Origin of the sequence: Massilia cellulosiltytica (assembly GCF_047325105.1) — a bacterium.
GTDB lineage: Bacteria > Pseudomonadota > Gammaproteobacteria > Burkholderiales > Burkholderiaceae_D > Telluria > Telluria orientalis.
On record NZ_CP168562.1, the window covers coordinates 2,333,291 to 2,346,517 of the forward strand.

The 13,227-nt window shown below is 67.7% G+C and carries 10 protein-coding genes and 2 riboswitches; of the genes, 5 read left to right on the plus strand and 5 right to left on the minus strand.

From position 1 onward, the window contains the following. Positions 1-138: 138 nt before the first annotated feature. Positions 139-1,797: a peptide chain release factor 3 gene (locus ACEN9H_RS10480; RefSeq protein ID WP_413338910.1), complete on the plus strand. Its 1,659-nt coding sequence runs from the start codon at positions 139-141 to the stop codon at positions 1,795-1,797. Positions 1,798-1,815: 18 nt separating this feature from the next. On the opposite strand, the gene ACEN9H_RS10485 is transcribed toward ACEN9H_RS10480, so the two are convergent. Beyond that, on the minus strand, positions 1,816-2,142 hold the full coding sequence (locus tag ACEN9H_RS10485) for a hypothetical protein (RefSeq protein WP_413338912.1): 327 nt from the start codon (positions 2,140-2,142) through the stop codon (positions 1,816-1,818). Positions 2,143-2,298: 156 nt separating this feature from the next. On the opposite strand from ACEN9H_RS10485, the gene ACEN9H_RS10490 reads away from it, so the two are divergent. Beyond that, complete coding sequence (locus tag ACEN9H_RS10490) at positions 2,299-3,903, plus strand: MCP four helix bundle domain-containing protein (protein WP_413674707.1); 1,605 nt, start codon at positions 2,299-2,301, stop codon at positions 3,901-3,903. Positions 3,904-3,999: 96 nt separating this feature from the next. Here the strand turns inward: ACEN9H_RS10490 and gcvP are convergent, their stop codons facing one another. The 3 genes from gcvP to gcvT form a co-directional block, all read right to left on the minus strand. Then, the gene (gene gcvP / locus ACEN9H_RS10495; RefSeq protein WP_413674708.1) at positions 4,000-6,879 is read right to left on the minus strand and encodes an aminomethyl-transferring glycine dehydrogenase; all 2,880 of its coding nucleotides are present in this window, start codon (positions 6,877-6,879) and stop codon (positions 4,000-4,002) included. A gap of 134 nt (positions 6,880-7,013) precedes the next feature. Continuing rightward, a complete protein-coding gene (gcvH, locus tag ACEN9H_RS10500; protein ID WP_036228522.1) occupies positions 7,014-7,394 on the minus strand; it encodes a glycine cleavage system protein GcvH in 381 nt (126 codons plus the stop codon). 50 nt (positions 7,395-7,444) lie between these two features. Beyond that, a complete protein-coding gene (gcvT, locus tag ACEN9H_RS10505; protein ID WP_413344330.1) occupies positions 7,445-8,569 on the minus strand; it encodes a glycine cleavage system aminomethyltransferase GcvT in 1,125 nt (374 codons plus the stop codon). Between the two features lie 52 nt (positions 8,570-8,621). Continuing rightward, a riboswitch (glycine riboswitch) is annotated at positions 8,622-8,719 on the minus strand. Between the two features lie 16 nt (positions 8,720-8,735). Beyond that, positions 8,736-8,821: riboswitch (glycine riboswitch) on the minus strand. 133 nt (positions 8,822-8,954) lie between these two features. On the opposite strand from gcvT, the gene ACEN9H_RS10510 reads away from it, so the two are divergent. Next, positions 8,955-9,512, plus strand: coding sequence for an ATP-dependent Clp protease proteolytic subunit (locus ACEN9H_RS10510; RefSeq protein ID WP_413344332.1), 558 nt, complete (start codon positions 8,955-8,957; stop codon positions 9,510-9,512). Positions 9,513-9,577: 65 nt separating this feature from the next. Here ACEN9H_RS10510 and ACEN9H_RS10515 read toward each other — a convergent pair whose 3' ends face one another. Next, positions 9,578-9,796 (minus strand): hypothetical protein, encoded by a 219-nt coding sequence (locus tag ACEN9H_RS10515; RefSeq protein ID WP_413344334.1) that lies wholly within the window; start codon positions 9,794-9,796, stop codon positions 9,578-9,580. A 318-nt stretch (positions 9,797-10,114) separates the two neighbouring features. Here ACEN9H_RS10515 and ACEN9H_RS10520 point away from each other — a divergent pair, with 318 nt between their 5' ends. Further along, positions 10,115-12,460, plus strand: a complete 2,346-nt coding sequence (locus ACEN9H_RS10520; protein ID WP_413674709.1) for a DUF1631 family protein — start codon at positions 10,115-10,117, stop codon at positions 12,458-12,460. A gap of 31 nt (positions 12,461-12,491) precedes the next feature. Beyond that, positions 12,492-13,160: a phosphatase PAP2 family protein gene (locus ACEN9H_RS10525; RefSeq protein ID WP_413674710.1), complete on the plus strand. Its 669-nt coding sequence runs from the start codon at positions 12,492-12,494 to the stop codon at positions 13,158-13,160. Positions 13,161-13,227: the final 67 nt, after the last annotated feature.

The following is a 13,227-nucleotide window of genomic DNA, read 5'->3' on the forward strand; positions in this document are numbered from 1 at the left end:
CGCTCAGATTGCTCGCCATCACATGCCGCGCCCGACTGTTCCTACATGGGGCGCGTGCGGTGCGCCGGGAATTGGTTCACACAAGGTACGCTGGACCCGGTAAAATCGAGAGTTTTGCAAGCGCCCCAGGGCGAGACCATGTCCAACGAAATCGACGCAACCACCACCGACATCCAGGAAGCCGCGGTAACCGGCAAGCCCGCAGCCACGATCGCGCGCGAAGTCGCGCGCCGCCGCACCTTCGGCATCATTTCCCACCCCGACGCCGGTAAAACGACGCTCACCGAAAAGCTGCTGCTGTTCTCGGGCGCGATCCAGCTCGCAGGCACCGTCAAGGGCCGCAAGAGCGGCCGCCATGCGACGTCGGACTGGATGGACATCGAAAAGCAGCGCGGCATCTCGGTCGCGTCGTCGGTGATGCAGTTCGAGTTCCGCGACCACGTCATCAACCTCCTCGACACCCCGGGCCACCAGGACTTTTCGGAAGACACGTACCGCGTGCTGACGGCCGTCGACTCGGCGCTGATGGTGATCGACGCCGCGAAGGGCGTGGAAGAACAGACGATCAAGCTGCTGGACGTCTGCCGCATGCGCGACACGCCGATCGTCACCTTCATGAACAAGCTCGACCGCGAAACCCGCGACCCGCTCGAGCTGCTCGACGAAGTGGAGTCGGTGCTGAAGATCGAATGCGCGCCGGTGACCTGGCCGATCGGCATGGGCAAGAACTTCCGCGGCGTGTACCACCTGCTGAACGACGAAGTCATGCTGTTCAAGGCGGGCGAAGAGAAGGCCGACGGCGCCTACGAGATCATCAAGGGCATCGACAACCCGCGCCTCACCGAGATGTTCCCGCTCGAGATGGAACAGCTCAAGATGGAAGTGGAGCTGGTGCACGGCGCCTCGCATCCGTTCGACCTGGAGCGCTTCCTGTCCGGCGTGCAGACCCCCGTGTTCTTCGGCTCCGCCATCAACAACTTCGGCGTGCGCGAGATCCTGTCGGCCCTCGTCGAATGGGCGCCGGGCCCGCGCGAGCGCGATGCGACCGTGCGCGCCGTGCGCCCGGACGAGCAGCCGTTCTCCGGCTTCGTCTTCAAGATCCAGGCCAACATGGACCCGGCACACCGCGACCGCATCGCGTTCCTGCGCGTGTGTTCCGGCCGCTTCGAGAAGGGCATGAAGGTCAAGCACCTGCGCCTGGGCCGCGAAGTGAAACTGTCGTCCGTCGTGACGTTCATGGCGTCGAGCCGCGAACAGGTCGAAGAGGCTTACGCGGGCGACATCATCGGCCTGCCGAACCACGGCAACATGCAGATCGGCGACAGCTTCTCGGAAGGCGAGCTGCTGACGTTCACCGGCATCCCGTACTTCGCGCCGGAGCTGTTCCGCACGGTGCGTATCCGCAATCCGCTCAAGACCAAGCAGCTCCACAAGGGCCTGCAGCAGCTGGGCGAAGAGGGCGCCGTGCAGGTGTTCAAGCCGGTGATGGGCAGCGACCTGATTCTCGGCGCTGTCGGCGTGCTGCAGTTCGAGGTCGTCGCGAGCCGCCTGCTGAACGAATACGGCGTCGACGCCGTGTTCGAGGGCGCGAGCATCAGCAGCGCGCGCTGGGTGTCGAGCGACGACAAGAAGGCCCTGTCCGACTTCGAGACGCAGCTGGCGCACAACGTCGCCTACGATGCGGCCGGCAACCTGGCCTACCTCGCCACGTCCGGCGTCAACCTGCGCCTCACGCAGGAGCGCTGGCCGAAGCTGCAGTTCCACGCGACGCGCGAACACGCCGCGAAGCTGGACTGATGCGGCATGCGTTGATCGTCACGCCTCCGGCCTGGCGATCAACGCCTCCACGATACTCCCCACGTAGCACACGGCGAACACGATCCCGGCCAGCGTCACGCTGAACGGCGTGGGCGCATTCGCCAGCTGCGCCTCGATCGCCGCCGGATCCATCGCCATCTTCCCGCTCAACAGCTGGTCGGCGACCGTGTTCGCCTGGTCCAGCGCAAAATTGAAATACAGGATCGCGGCGATGGCGGCCGGCGCCAGGAACAGCAGCGCGCGCGTGCGCCGCCCCAGGTAGTACTGGCCCACGCCGGGAAACACCAGGGCCGACAGCAATGCGCCCACATTCTTACGTCTCATCCTGTTCCTCTCACGTTGGCGGGCTTGAGCCAACACAATGGCCAACCCCGGGGTCGGCGTACATTCATTTAATGCACGCCGGAAATACTGCCAGCCAGGAGGAGACCATGACCCATTCATTCCCCCTCGAACTCGTCAATCGGACGACGTCCTGACATGCTGGCCCGTCTGCGCATCGGTCCCAAGCTGCTGCTGGCGCCCGGCGTCGTGCTGCTGCTGCTCGTGCTGCTGTCCTGCGGCAGCTACTACGCGATGGTACGCCAGAATGCGTCGCTCGACAGCATCGTGCAGCGCCGGGCGGCCAACATGCGCGCGGCGGCGGAGCTGTCCGCGGCGGCGCGCAGCGCGCATGCCCAGGCGTACCAGGTCCTGACCTGGATCAGCGGCAGCTTTCCGCACTTCCGCGTCGACCCGCTCGCACTCGATCTGCGGGCCCGGCACGGCGGGGTCGAGCGCGACCTCGCCCAGCTGGCGCGCCTGACGGCAGACAGCCCGGAAGAACAGCGCTACGTCGAACAGGCCCGCGCCGCCTGGGCGCAATACGTGCCGGCCGTGCGCGACGTGATCGAGATCGCGCGCATCGACCAGTCGATCAGCGCCAATGCGATGGTCAAGGCGGAGCGCGCGTTCGCCGTCGTCGCCCAGCGGCTGGCGGAGCTGTCGCGGCGCGAGCAGGCCCTGTCCGAGCAGGCGTCGCGCGATGCGGCCGACGATTTTCGCCTGATCGCGGTGCTGATGCCGGTGGTGATCGTCCTGTCGATCGCGGCCTCGCTGGCGATCACGATGGCGGTGCGGCGCGCGCTGCTGGCCGATATCGGTGCGATCGGCGCGGCCGCCCATGGTCTCGCCAGCGGCGACCTGACGATCCGCGCGCGGACCTATGCGGACGACGAAATCGGCCAGACGGCACGGCTGCTCGACGCCGGCATCCGCGGCCTGAACCGCCAGTTGCGCACCGTGCTCGAGTCGGCCCGCGCGATCGGCGAGGCGTCGCGCGAGATCACGCTGGGCCGTGCCGGCATGCCGCCGCGCGCGCACGTGCGCGACGCGCTGGACCGCACGACGGCGTCGATGCAGGCGCTGGCGACGGCGCTCGACGACAGCGCCGCCGGCGCGCACGCGGCGGGTGAACTGGTGGCGCGTGCAGGTGTCGCGGCGGACGAGGGCGGCGCGCTCGCGCACCGCCTGGTGACGACGATGGAACAGGTGCGGCGCGCGGCCGTGCGCATGGACCGCATCGGCGCGGCCATCGAGACCACGCTGGCACGCACGGGCGACGCCGACGGCGGTGCCCGCGAAGCACGCGCCCTGGCCCGGCGCGCCCAGCGCGCGGCACGCGAGGCGCGCACGCTCGCGCGCGAGACCGTGGCCGCGCTCGACGATGGCGGCGCCTGCGCGGTCGAAGCCGGCGCGACGATGGCGAGCCTGGCGGGCGCCGTGGAAGACATGGCCGGCATCGTCGACACGATCGGCAGCACGGGCACGCAACGCGCGCGCGAGCTGGCCGGCGCGGCCCAGGCGATCGTGCGCATGGACGAACTCACGCAACAGGGTTCGCGCATGGTGGAAGAAGCGGCGCTGGCCGCGCGCGCGCTGCAGCAGCAGGCGCTGGGCCTGGCGCGCACGGTGGCCGTGTTCCGGCTCGACGAGGCCGTGCAGGGCTCCAATGAAACGGCCCCGCCAGGGACGCATATGCTGCGTCCCGGCAGGGCCGGGCGTTCTTACCTCCGGCTGGCATCCAGCCGGGGCAAGAATCGCTGAATACCGCGGCGTTACGCGTGGGCGGAGGCCGCCCATCCTACGTAGGGCGGGCATTCGAGGCCGGGGGCCTCAAATGAATCGTGCCCGCGCGGCAGGTCACTCGTAGTCTTCGATGGGTGCGCAGCCGCAGAACAGGTTACGGTCGCCATACGCGTTGTCCGCGCGGCCGACCGGCGGCCAGTACTTCTTCTTGCGCAGCGACGGCACCGGGAAGGCGGCCACTTCGCGCGAATAGGTGTGCTGCCAGTCGTCCGACGTGACGACTTCCGCGGTGTGCGGCGCGCCCTTCAGCGGGTTGTCCATGCGGTCGTACTCGCCGCGCTCCACTTTCACGATCTCCGCGTGGATGCAGATCATCGCTTCGATGAAGCGGTCCAGCTCCGCCTTCGATTCCGACTCGGTCGGCTCGATCATCAGCGTGCCCGGCACCGGGAAGCTCATGGTCGGCGCGTGGAAGCCGAAGTCCATCAGGCGCTTGGCCACGTCTTCGTTGCTGATGCCGGTGGCATCCTGCAGCGGGCGCAGGTCGATGATGCACTCGTGCGCGACGAGGCCGTCGTGGCCCGTGTACAGCACCGGGTAGTGCGGCGCCAGGCGGCGCGCGATGTAGTTGGCGTTCAGGATCGCCGTCTCCGTCGCCGCCGTCAGGCCATCCGCGCCCATCATCGCGATGTACATCCACGAGATCGGCAGGATCGATGCCGAGCCGTAGGCGGCCGAGCTGACGGCGCCGATGCCGGCTTCGTTCCGCTGGTAACCCGTCGAGGCCTGGTTCGGCAGGAACGGCACGAGGTGTTCGGCCACGGCCACCGGACCGACGCCGGGACCGCCGCCGCCGTGCGGGATGCAGAAGGTCTTGTGCAGGTTCAGGTGGCTGACGTCGCCGCCGAACAGGCCCGGACCGGCGACGCCCACCAGCGCGTTCATGTTGGCGCCGTCGACATACACCTGGCCGCCGTGCGCGTGCACGATCTCGCACAGTTCCTTGATGCCTTCCTCGAACACGCCGTGCGTGGACGGGTAGGTGACCATGACGCACGCCAGGTTGGCGCTGTGTTCCTCGGCCTTCTTCTTCAGGTCGGCGAGGTCCACGTTGCCGTTGGCGTCGCACGCGGTCACGACGACCTTCATGCCCACCATGTTGGCCGACGCCGGGTTGGTGCCGTGCGCCGACGACGGGATCAGGCAGATGTTGCGGTGGCCTTCGCCGCGCGACTGGTGGTACTTCTGGATGATCAGCAGGCCCGCGTACTCGCCCTGCGAGCCGGCGTTCGGCTGCAGCGACACGCCGGCGTAGCCCGTGACGGCGCACAGCATCGCTTCCAGCTGGCCGATCATCTCGCGGTAGCCGACGGTCTGCTCATCCGGCGCGAACGGGTGGATGTTCGAGAATTCCGGCCACGTCACCGGGATCATCTCGGACGTCGCGTTCAGCTTCATCGTGCACGAACCCAGCGGAATCATCGTGCGGTCGAGCGCCAGGTCCTTGTCGGCCAGCGCGCGCAGGTAGCGCAGCATCTCGTGCTCGGCGTGGTAGCGGTTGAACGTCGGGTGCGTCAGGTAGGCGCTCGTGCGGGCCAGCGCGGCCGGGTAGGCGTCCTGCGCGTCCTTGTCCAGCGTGTCGAAATCGACGTCGGCGCCGCCGAAGATTTGCACCAGCAGGGCGATGTCGTCGCGGCCTATCGTCTCGTCCAGCGAGATGCCCACGTGGCGCGCATCGATGCGGCGCAGGTTGACGCCGTGGTCGTTGGCCACGCGGTGGATGTCGTCGGCGTTGTCGGCGATGACGGTGATCGTGTCGAAATACGATTCATTGGCCAGCTGGAAGCCGAGGCCCTTCAGCGCGGTGGCGAGGATGCCGGTGTAGCGGTGCACGCGGCGGGCGATCTGTTCCAGGCCTTGCGGGCCGTGGTAGACGGCGTACATCGAGGCCATCACGGCCAGCAGGACCTGCGCCGTGCAGATGTTCGACGTCGCTTTTTCGCGGCGGATGTGCTGCTCGCGCGTCTGCAGCGCGAGGCGGAACGCGGGGTTGCCCTGGGCGTCGATGGTGACGCCGGCGAGGCGGCCCGCCATGCTGCGCTTGTACTCGTCGCGCGTGGCCAGGTAGCCCGCGTGCGGGCCGCCGAAGCCGAGCGGCACGCCGAAGCGCTGGCTATTGCCGACGACGACGTCGGCGCCCCATTCGCCCGGCGGCGCGAGGACGGTCAGCGCCAGCAGGTCGGCCGCGACGACGACCATCGCGCCTGCAGCATGCAGCTTCTCGACGGCGGCGCGGTAGTCGCGCACGTCGCCGTTCACGCCCGGGTATTGCAGCAGGACGCCGAAGCAGGATTCGGCGAGGTTCCCGATCTCGGCGGCGGCGACGGTGCGCACCTCGACGCCGATCGGCAGCGCGCGGGTCTGCACCACTTCCAGCGTCTGCGGCAGCACGTCGTCGGCGACGTAGAACACTTTCGATTGCGACTTGCCGACGCGCTGGATCAGCGTCATGGCCTCGGCCGCGGCCGTGCCTTCGTCCAGCATCGACGCGTTGGCGATGCCCATGCCGGTCAGGTCGGTGATGACCTGCTGGAAGTTCAGGATGGCTTCCAGGCGGCCCTGCGAGATCTCCGGCTGGTATGGCGTGTACGCGGTGTACCAGGCCGGGTTTTCGAAGATGTTGCGCAGGATGACGGGCGGCGTGTGGGTGCCGTAGTAGCCCTGGCCGATCAGCGACTTCATGACCTTGTTCTGCGCCGCGATGCCTTTCAGCTTCGCGAGTGCGGCCTGCTCGGGCAGCGGCTCGAAGAACTGGCCCAGGTCCAGCTTGTCCTTGCGGCGGATGTTGGCGGGAACGACGGCGTCGATCAGCTCGGCACGCGAGGCGTAGCCGAGGACGGACAGCATGGCCGCCTGTTCGGATGCGGACGGGCCGATGTGGCGCGGGATGAAGCCATCGCGTGCTTCGAGTTGGGTCAGGCTGGTGCGGGTCATGATGGGAGACGAAATGAAAGAATCGGCGCGTGAGGTACCACTCCGTCGCCCCCGCGCAGGCGGGGGCCCAAGTTCAGCGTGCGCGGCAGCTCGAACTTGGATTCCCGCCTCCGCGGGAATGACGGTCAATCAAATCAGCCTTCGGTGGCCTTGCCGTAAGCAGCCGCATCCAGCAGGCCATTGACGGCGGCCGGATCCGACGGCTGCAGCTTGAACAGCCACGCATCGTAGGCGTTCGCGTTGATCGAGTCCGGCGCGTCGGCCGTGGCCTGGTTCACCGCGGTGACGGTGCCCGAGACCGGGGCGTAGATGTCGCTGGCCGCCTTGACGGACTCGACGACGGCGGCGTCATCGCCGGCGGTGAAGGCCTTGCCGACCTGCGGCAGTTCGACGAACACGATGTCGCCCAGGGCGTCCTGCGCGTATTCGGTGATGCCCACGGTCAGGGTGCCGTCGGCCTCCTGGCGGACCCACTCGTGGGACTCGGTGTACTTCAGGTCGGCTGGGATGTTCATGTGCGTAACTCCGTAGTGATGGATGGTGCGGTAAGTATAGTGTTGTTTGTTCAGGAAGCGAGGATCTTGCCGTTACGCACGAACGGCAGTTTGACGACGGATGCCGCCAGTTTCTTGTCGCGGATTTCCACGTGGACCGTGTCGCCGATCGCGACGTCGACCGGCACGCGCGCGAGCGCGATCGCCTGCTGCATCGACGGGCTGAACGTGCCGCTCGTGATTTCGCCGGCATTGCCGGATGCGGCCACGACTTTCTGGTGGGCGCGCAGGATGCCGCCTTTTTCGCGCAGGATCAGGCCGACGAATTGCTGCGTCTGGCCGTTTTTCCGCAGGGCGGATTTGCCGATGAAGTCGCGCTCGGCGTTGAGGTCGACGGTCCAGGCGAGGCCGGCGTCCAGCGGCGAGACGTTGTCGTCCATGTCCTGGCCGTACAGATTCATGCCCGCTTCCAGGCGCAGCGTGTCGCGCGCGCCGAGGCCGGCCGGCTTGACGCCGGCGGCGGCGAGGGCGTTCCACAGCGCCTCGACCTGGCTGGCCGGCACGCCGATCTCGAAACCGTCTTCGCCCGTGTAGCCGGTGCGCGCGACCATCAGTTCGCCGAACGGGGTGTCGTGCACGATCACGGCGTTGAACGGCTTCAGGCCTTCCGACGGGGCCTGCGTCTGCGGCACGACCTGCCACGTTTTCGCGCGGGCGTTCGGGCCCTGCACGGCGACGAGGGCGATGCCGTCGGCGCTCAGGTCGGCGCGGCGCGGGGTGATCGTCAGGCCGCTATTGGTGGCGTCGTTCTGCTGGCTGATCCAGGCGACGTCCTTCTCGGCCGTGCCGGCGTTGACGACGAGGCGGAACCAGTCTTCGGCGAAGTAGTAGACGATCAGGTCGTCGATGACGCCGCCCTGCGGGTTCAGCATGCACGAGTACAGGGCCTTGCCCGGTGCCTGCAGCTTGTCGACGTTGTTGGCCAGCAGGCCGCGCAGGAAGGCGCGCACGTTCGCGCCTTTCAGGTCGACCACGCACATGTGCGACACGTCGAACATGCCGGCATCGCCGCGCACGGCATTGTGTTCTTCGATCTGGGAGCCGTAGTTGACGGGCATGTCCCAGCCGCCGAAGTCGACCATCTTGGCGCCGGCGGCACGGTGTACGGAATTGAGCGGGGTCGCTTTGAGCGTCATGGATCGTTCCTCGGCAGAAAATGGGTTCGCGCACGCGGATGCCCGCATGCTCTCGCACCCCTCTGTCCTCGGTACCTGAGAGATAGCGACAAGGTGTTGTCGCCTGCCCCTTCGGTGGGCCTGTGAAGGCCGCTCTCCAGAGTTGGTCCACTGCGCGTTGCGCAGCAGCCCCTGACCGGTCCGGTTGCCTGAGAGTTTTTGGGTAATGCCCCTTCGGCGGCAGCCTGCGCTGCGCTCTCCCGGTCAAGACTGCGAAGTCTATGTCAGTGGTGACGGGAAGTCAATCGGCCGGGGAGGGCTCACACGATTGCCATGAGGCACCACGGACATGCGGACGTGTTTTGTTACACTTGCTCTACGACCTTTCTGACGGAAGAGACCCACTATGAGCGAAGATCCTGGAAAACAGAAAGTAGGGTGGTTCACCCTGTCCGGCGACGTGAACAGCGACATGGTGCATCGTGTCTTCGAGGCGGTGGCCGGCATGAACGACGACGGCATCGAGACGGCGCACATCCTCCTGCAGTCGAACGGGGGCTATGTCAGCGACGGCCTGTGCCTGTACAACTTCCTGGCCAATGCCCCCGTCAATTGCGTCATGTACAACGGCGGCGCTGTCGCGTCGATCGCGGTGATCCTGTTCCTGTCGGGCCAGCAGCGCTATGCGAGCGAGACAGCGCGCTTCATGATCCACAAGTCGCATGCGACAGCTTCGCCCGGCTCGCGTCCGGATGCGCTGAACATCATCGTCGAGGGCCTGCGCGCCGACGATGCGCGCACGGAATCCATCCTGCGCAAGCACATCGAGCTGACGCCCGAACAGTGGGGCATCCACCAGTACGGCGACCTGCACCTGAACGCGCGCGACGCCAAGGCGGCGGGCATGATCGACGAGGTGCGCGATTTCGCGCCGCCCAAGGGCTCGTACCTGCGCAACATCTGATGAACAAAGAGCCTGTCGCGGTCGTCCCGCGCCAGGCTCTTTCGACCTTCCGGAAAGCGCTGCAATCAGCGCTTGCTGTCGTTCTTGTGGCTTTGACGGCCAGCCTCGGCATGCTGCTCCGGGGTGCCGCCGCGGGTGCCGCCCGAGCCGCCCGAACGCGAGCCCGAACCGGAGCCCGACTGCTTGTTGCCGTCGTTCTTGTGGCTTTGCTGACCAGCCTTGACGTGTTGTTCGTGGGAGCCGCCCTGGTTACCCGAGCGCGAAGAATTCTTGTTCGAAGCCATGATCATTCCTTTCGATAGTGGAGATGTCCTGCTTACCGAAGCGATTTCGGTATTGCAATGATGCGAGCGCGACAATTGAACGGGTATCGGATCACCTCTTGACCACTTGTAGGACTACAGGCATTACGCTAGCAATAATTTTCTTCGCTAACACGTATTTTGCATATTCTTATTCGCCGGCAATCGTGTCTTGCGACGCAGCATAGCGTTTTTGGTCGTTCGATGGTCTCTTCAATAGCATAAGCATTTTCCTGAACGTGGCGCTGGCCGATCGATTTTAATTGCCACTTGGAAATTATGTGCCACAATAGAAGAACCATGTCTTCCAGCCCCGTCCAGACCCCGGCCGCCCGCAAGGCCGCGTCGTCGCAGCAGGCGACGCTGGATGCGCTCGCCGGTATCGCAGACACCTGGGTCAAGGAGCAACTGGCGGCGATGACGGCCCGCATGGCCGCGGCACTGGGCGACCTGACCCGTCACAATGGCGACCCGCAGGACGTCCAGCGGCGCGTGAAGGCGGCCCGCCTGCTGAAGGACAATGCATACGCCTTCTTCCACCTGGCATCCGGCGCGACCGCCCTGGCGGTGCGGCGCGAGCTCGACCGCCTGGCGCCGCGGGCCGCGCCGATGCGCATGACGGCGGCGTCGCTCGACCTCGTGCCGCTGGAAGAGGTCGACAGCCGCCTCGCACTGGGCGCGCTGGCCCGTCCCTTCGACATCCGGTACGCCGACCCGCTCGCCACGCTGGCCGTCCGCCTCGGCATGCTGCTCGGACGCGGCGTGCTGCGTGCGGACAGCAATCCCTTCCGTCCCGAGATCTTCCTCGGCGCGATCGACGAGGCGTGGCGTGAATTCGAACCGGAAACGGATGCCCATGGCCTGATCCAGCCCCTGCTGCGGCCGGACATCGTGTTCGACCTCGCCCCGCTGTACGACTCCCTCGTCGCCGCGCTGCGCAAGGAGGGCCAGCCGGGTTCCGTGGGTGCTTACCGCATCCAGAAGACGGATGGCGGCGCCGCCGCGAAGGCGGCCCGCGCCGGCCAGCGCGCCACCCTTGCGGAGCAGTTGCGCAAGCTGTTCGGCGACGATGGCGGCGAGGATGGCGTCCCGCTGATTCCCGACCTGCCCACGTTGCCGTCCAGCGGCGGCGGCTGGCGGCCGAGCGGAGCGGGGACGTTCGCGGCGACGCCGGTCAAGGACCAGGCCGCACAACCGGCGGCTGGCTTCAGCGCCGCGTCCGGTGCGGCAGCCCAACCCGGCGCCGGCTTCGCAGCGGGAACGGGGCAGGCCGAGTCCGGCTGGTCGGCCGCCCTGCAAGGCATGCTGGCGCAATCCGGCGGCACGGCGCCGCTGATGGACCTGCTGGCGCGCATCGAGCGGGCGCCGGTGCAAGGAACGCAAGCAGCCGCCACGCCGCATAACGTGTTCTACCTGCCGCGCCTGAAGCAGAGCCTGCCCCAGGGCAGCCTGCCGCGCCGCGACGAACGTACGCTGGACCTGCTGTCGCGTGTGTTCGAGACCGTGTTGCTGGACGATAGTATCCCGCCGCGCACGCGCGAACTGCTGCAACTCCTGCAGGTTCCCGTGCTGAAGGCCGCTCTGCTCGACAACAATTTCTTCTTCGAGCAAGACCATCCGGCGCGCCGCCTCGTCGACCTGATGTCGCGCGTCGGCTGGGAGCAGAGAGACGATGCGGACGACCCGCTGTTCCAGGCGATGCGGCGCAGCGTCGCGCGCGTGGGCGAGGCGCGGCCGGAGGCGTTCGCGAATGCCGTCGCCGAGCTGGAAGCGGGTATCGCCGCCGACGAGTCGGCCCAGGTAGCCGCGCTCGCCGCACCGGTCGCCAGCGCGCTGAAACGGGAAAAGCACGAGGTCGCGGCGCGCCAGGCCCGCGACGCCATCGCCCTGCGGGTGCAGGCCGGCGACGTCAACGAGGTCGTCAGCGGCTTCCTCGAGCAGCGCTGGACGACCGTGCTGACGTTCGCGTGGACGATCGAGGATGCGCGCCCGGGCGCCGTCGACAACGCCACCCGGGCCATGGACGACCTGATCTGGAGCGTCAAGCCAAAGGCCACGCCGGAGCAGCGCAAGGCCCTGATCGCCCGGCTGCCGCGCCTGCTGCAGACGCTGAACAAGTGGCTCGATGCGATCAAGTGGCAGGACGCCGAGCGCCTGCAATTCTTCGCCCGCCTGGCCGAATACCACGCGGCGATCGTGCGCGCACCCATCGAGCTGTCGCCGGAGCGCCAGCTGGAACTGGCCACGCAGGCGGCCCAGCAGGATGCGCTGCGCAAGGTCGAGATGGAAAACGCGGCCGCGGAACAGGCGGCGGCGCGGGTGGCCGAGGTGTCCGCCGTCGACGGCCTGGAGCGCGGCATGTGGCTGGAATTCCGCACGGGCGAAGGCGCGCGCAAGGTCAAGCTGGCGTGGGTGAGCCCGCTGCGCACGCTGTTCATCTTCTCCGGCGCCGGGCGGCGCGAAGCGTTCTCGCTGCCGGCCGACAAGCTGGCCGCGGTCCTGAACGACGGCGGCGCGCGCGTGCTCGCCATCGACGGCGTCGTCGGGCAGGTGCTCTCCGACGCAATGGCCCAAGGGGCCGTCAACGATTCGAATATATCGGCCGTTGCCCTACGTGTTGGTATCGGTCACGTGACCGGGTTATAGTCGAGCGTCGTCATCCATCACCGAATCCAACATGCTCTGGTGGTCCCATCTCTCGGCGCTGGGCGGCCTCAACGTCACGGCGCTGCTCGCCGTCGGCGTGGCGGCCTGGCTCGTCGGCGCGCGCTGCTGGCGGCTGGCGCTCGTCTGGTGCGCCGTGTTCGGCGGTGCCATGCTCGTGGCGGCCGCGAGCCAGGTGGCGTTCATCGGCTGGGGCATCGGGATCCGGTCGTTGTCGTTCACCGGCTGTTCCGGCCATGCGGCCCGGGCCGCAGCCGTGTTTCCCGTCGCCTTGTTCCTGCTGGTGGAGCGCGGTTCGCCGCGCCTGCGCCGGGGTGCGGTGGCCGTGGGCGGCCTGCTCGCCGTCGCGGTGGCGCTGGCCCGGGTGCAGGTCGGCGCCCATTCGGCCAGCGAAGCCCTGTCCGGTTGCGTACTCGGCCTGGGGGCGGCCGCGCTGTTCCTCGCGCGCGCGCGCGCCGCGCAGGACTGCTCGCCGCAGCCGCTGCTGGTGGGCCTGCTCGCGGCGACGATCCTGTTGCCGCGCGCCGATCCCGCCTACTCCCACCAATGGCTGACGGCCGTCGCGCTGAAACTGTCCGGGCGCGACCGGGTCTACCTGCGTAACGACTGGCAGCCGGCGCAGGGGCCGTACGTCCCGCCATGCGCCCGGGACCGGCTCCGTTTTGCCGTCCTCTGCACCTGAACCCGCGCGCACGACGGCTAAAACTTGGCCGAAAAGCAAGGCGCAGATGGTATGATGCAGCCTTTAT

Bases quoted from the DNA above. Each gene is read 5' to 3' on its own strand.
- ACEN9H_RS10480 (WP_413338910.1), top strand. From the start codon at position 139: ATGTCCAACGAAATCGACGCAACCACCACCGACATCCAGGAAGCCGCG.
- ACEN9H_RS10485 (WP_413338912.1), bottom strand. From the start codon at position 2,142: ATGAGACGTAAGAATGTGGGCGCATTGCTGTCGGCCCTGGTGTTTCCC.
- ACEN9H_RS10490 (WP_413674707.1), top strand. From the start codon at position 2,299: ATGCTGGCCCGTCTGCGCATCGGTCCCAAGCTGCTGCTGGCGCCCGGC.
- gcvP (WP_413674708.1), bottom strand. From the start codon at position 6,879: ATGACCCGCACCAGCCTGACCCAACTCGAAGCACGCGATGGCTTCATC.
- gcvH (WP_036228522.1), bottom strand. From the start codon at position 7,394: ATGAACATCCCAGCCGACCTGAAGTACACCGAGTCCCACGAGTGGGTC.
- gcvT (WP_413344330.1), bottom strand. From the start codon at position 8,569: ATGACGCTCAAAGCGACCCCGCTCAATTCCGTACACCGTGCCGCCGGC.
- ACEN9H_RS10510 (WP_413344332.1), top strand. From the start codon at position 8,955: ATGAGCGAAGATCCTGGAAAACAGAAAGTAGGGTGGTTCACCCTGTCC.
- ACEN9H_RS10515 (WP_413344334.1), bottom strand. From the start codon at position 9,796: ATGGCTTCGAACAAGAATTCTTCGCGCTCGGGTAACCAGGGCGGCTCC.
- ACEN9H_RS10520 (WP_413674709.1), top strand. From the start codon at position 10,115: ATGTCTTCCAGCCCCGTCCAGACCCCGGCCGCCCGCAAGGCCGCGTCG.
- ACEN9H_RS10525 (WP_413674710.1), top strand. From the start codon at position 12,492: ATGCTCTGGTGGTCCCATCTCTCGGCGCTGGGCGGCCTCAACGTCACG.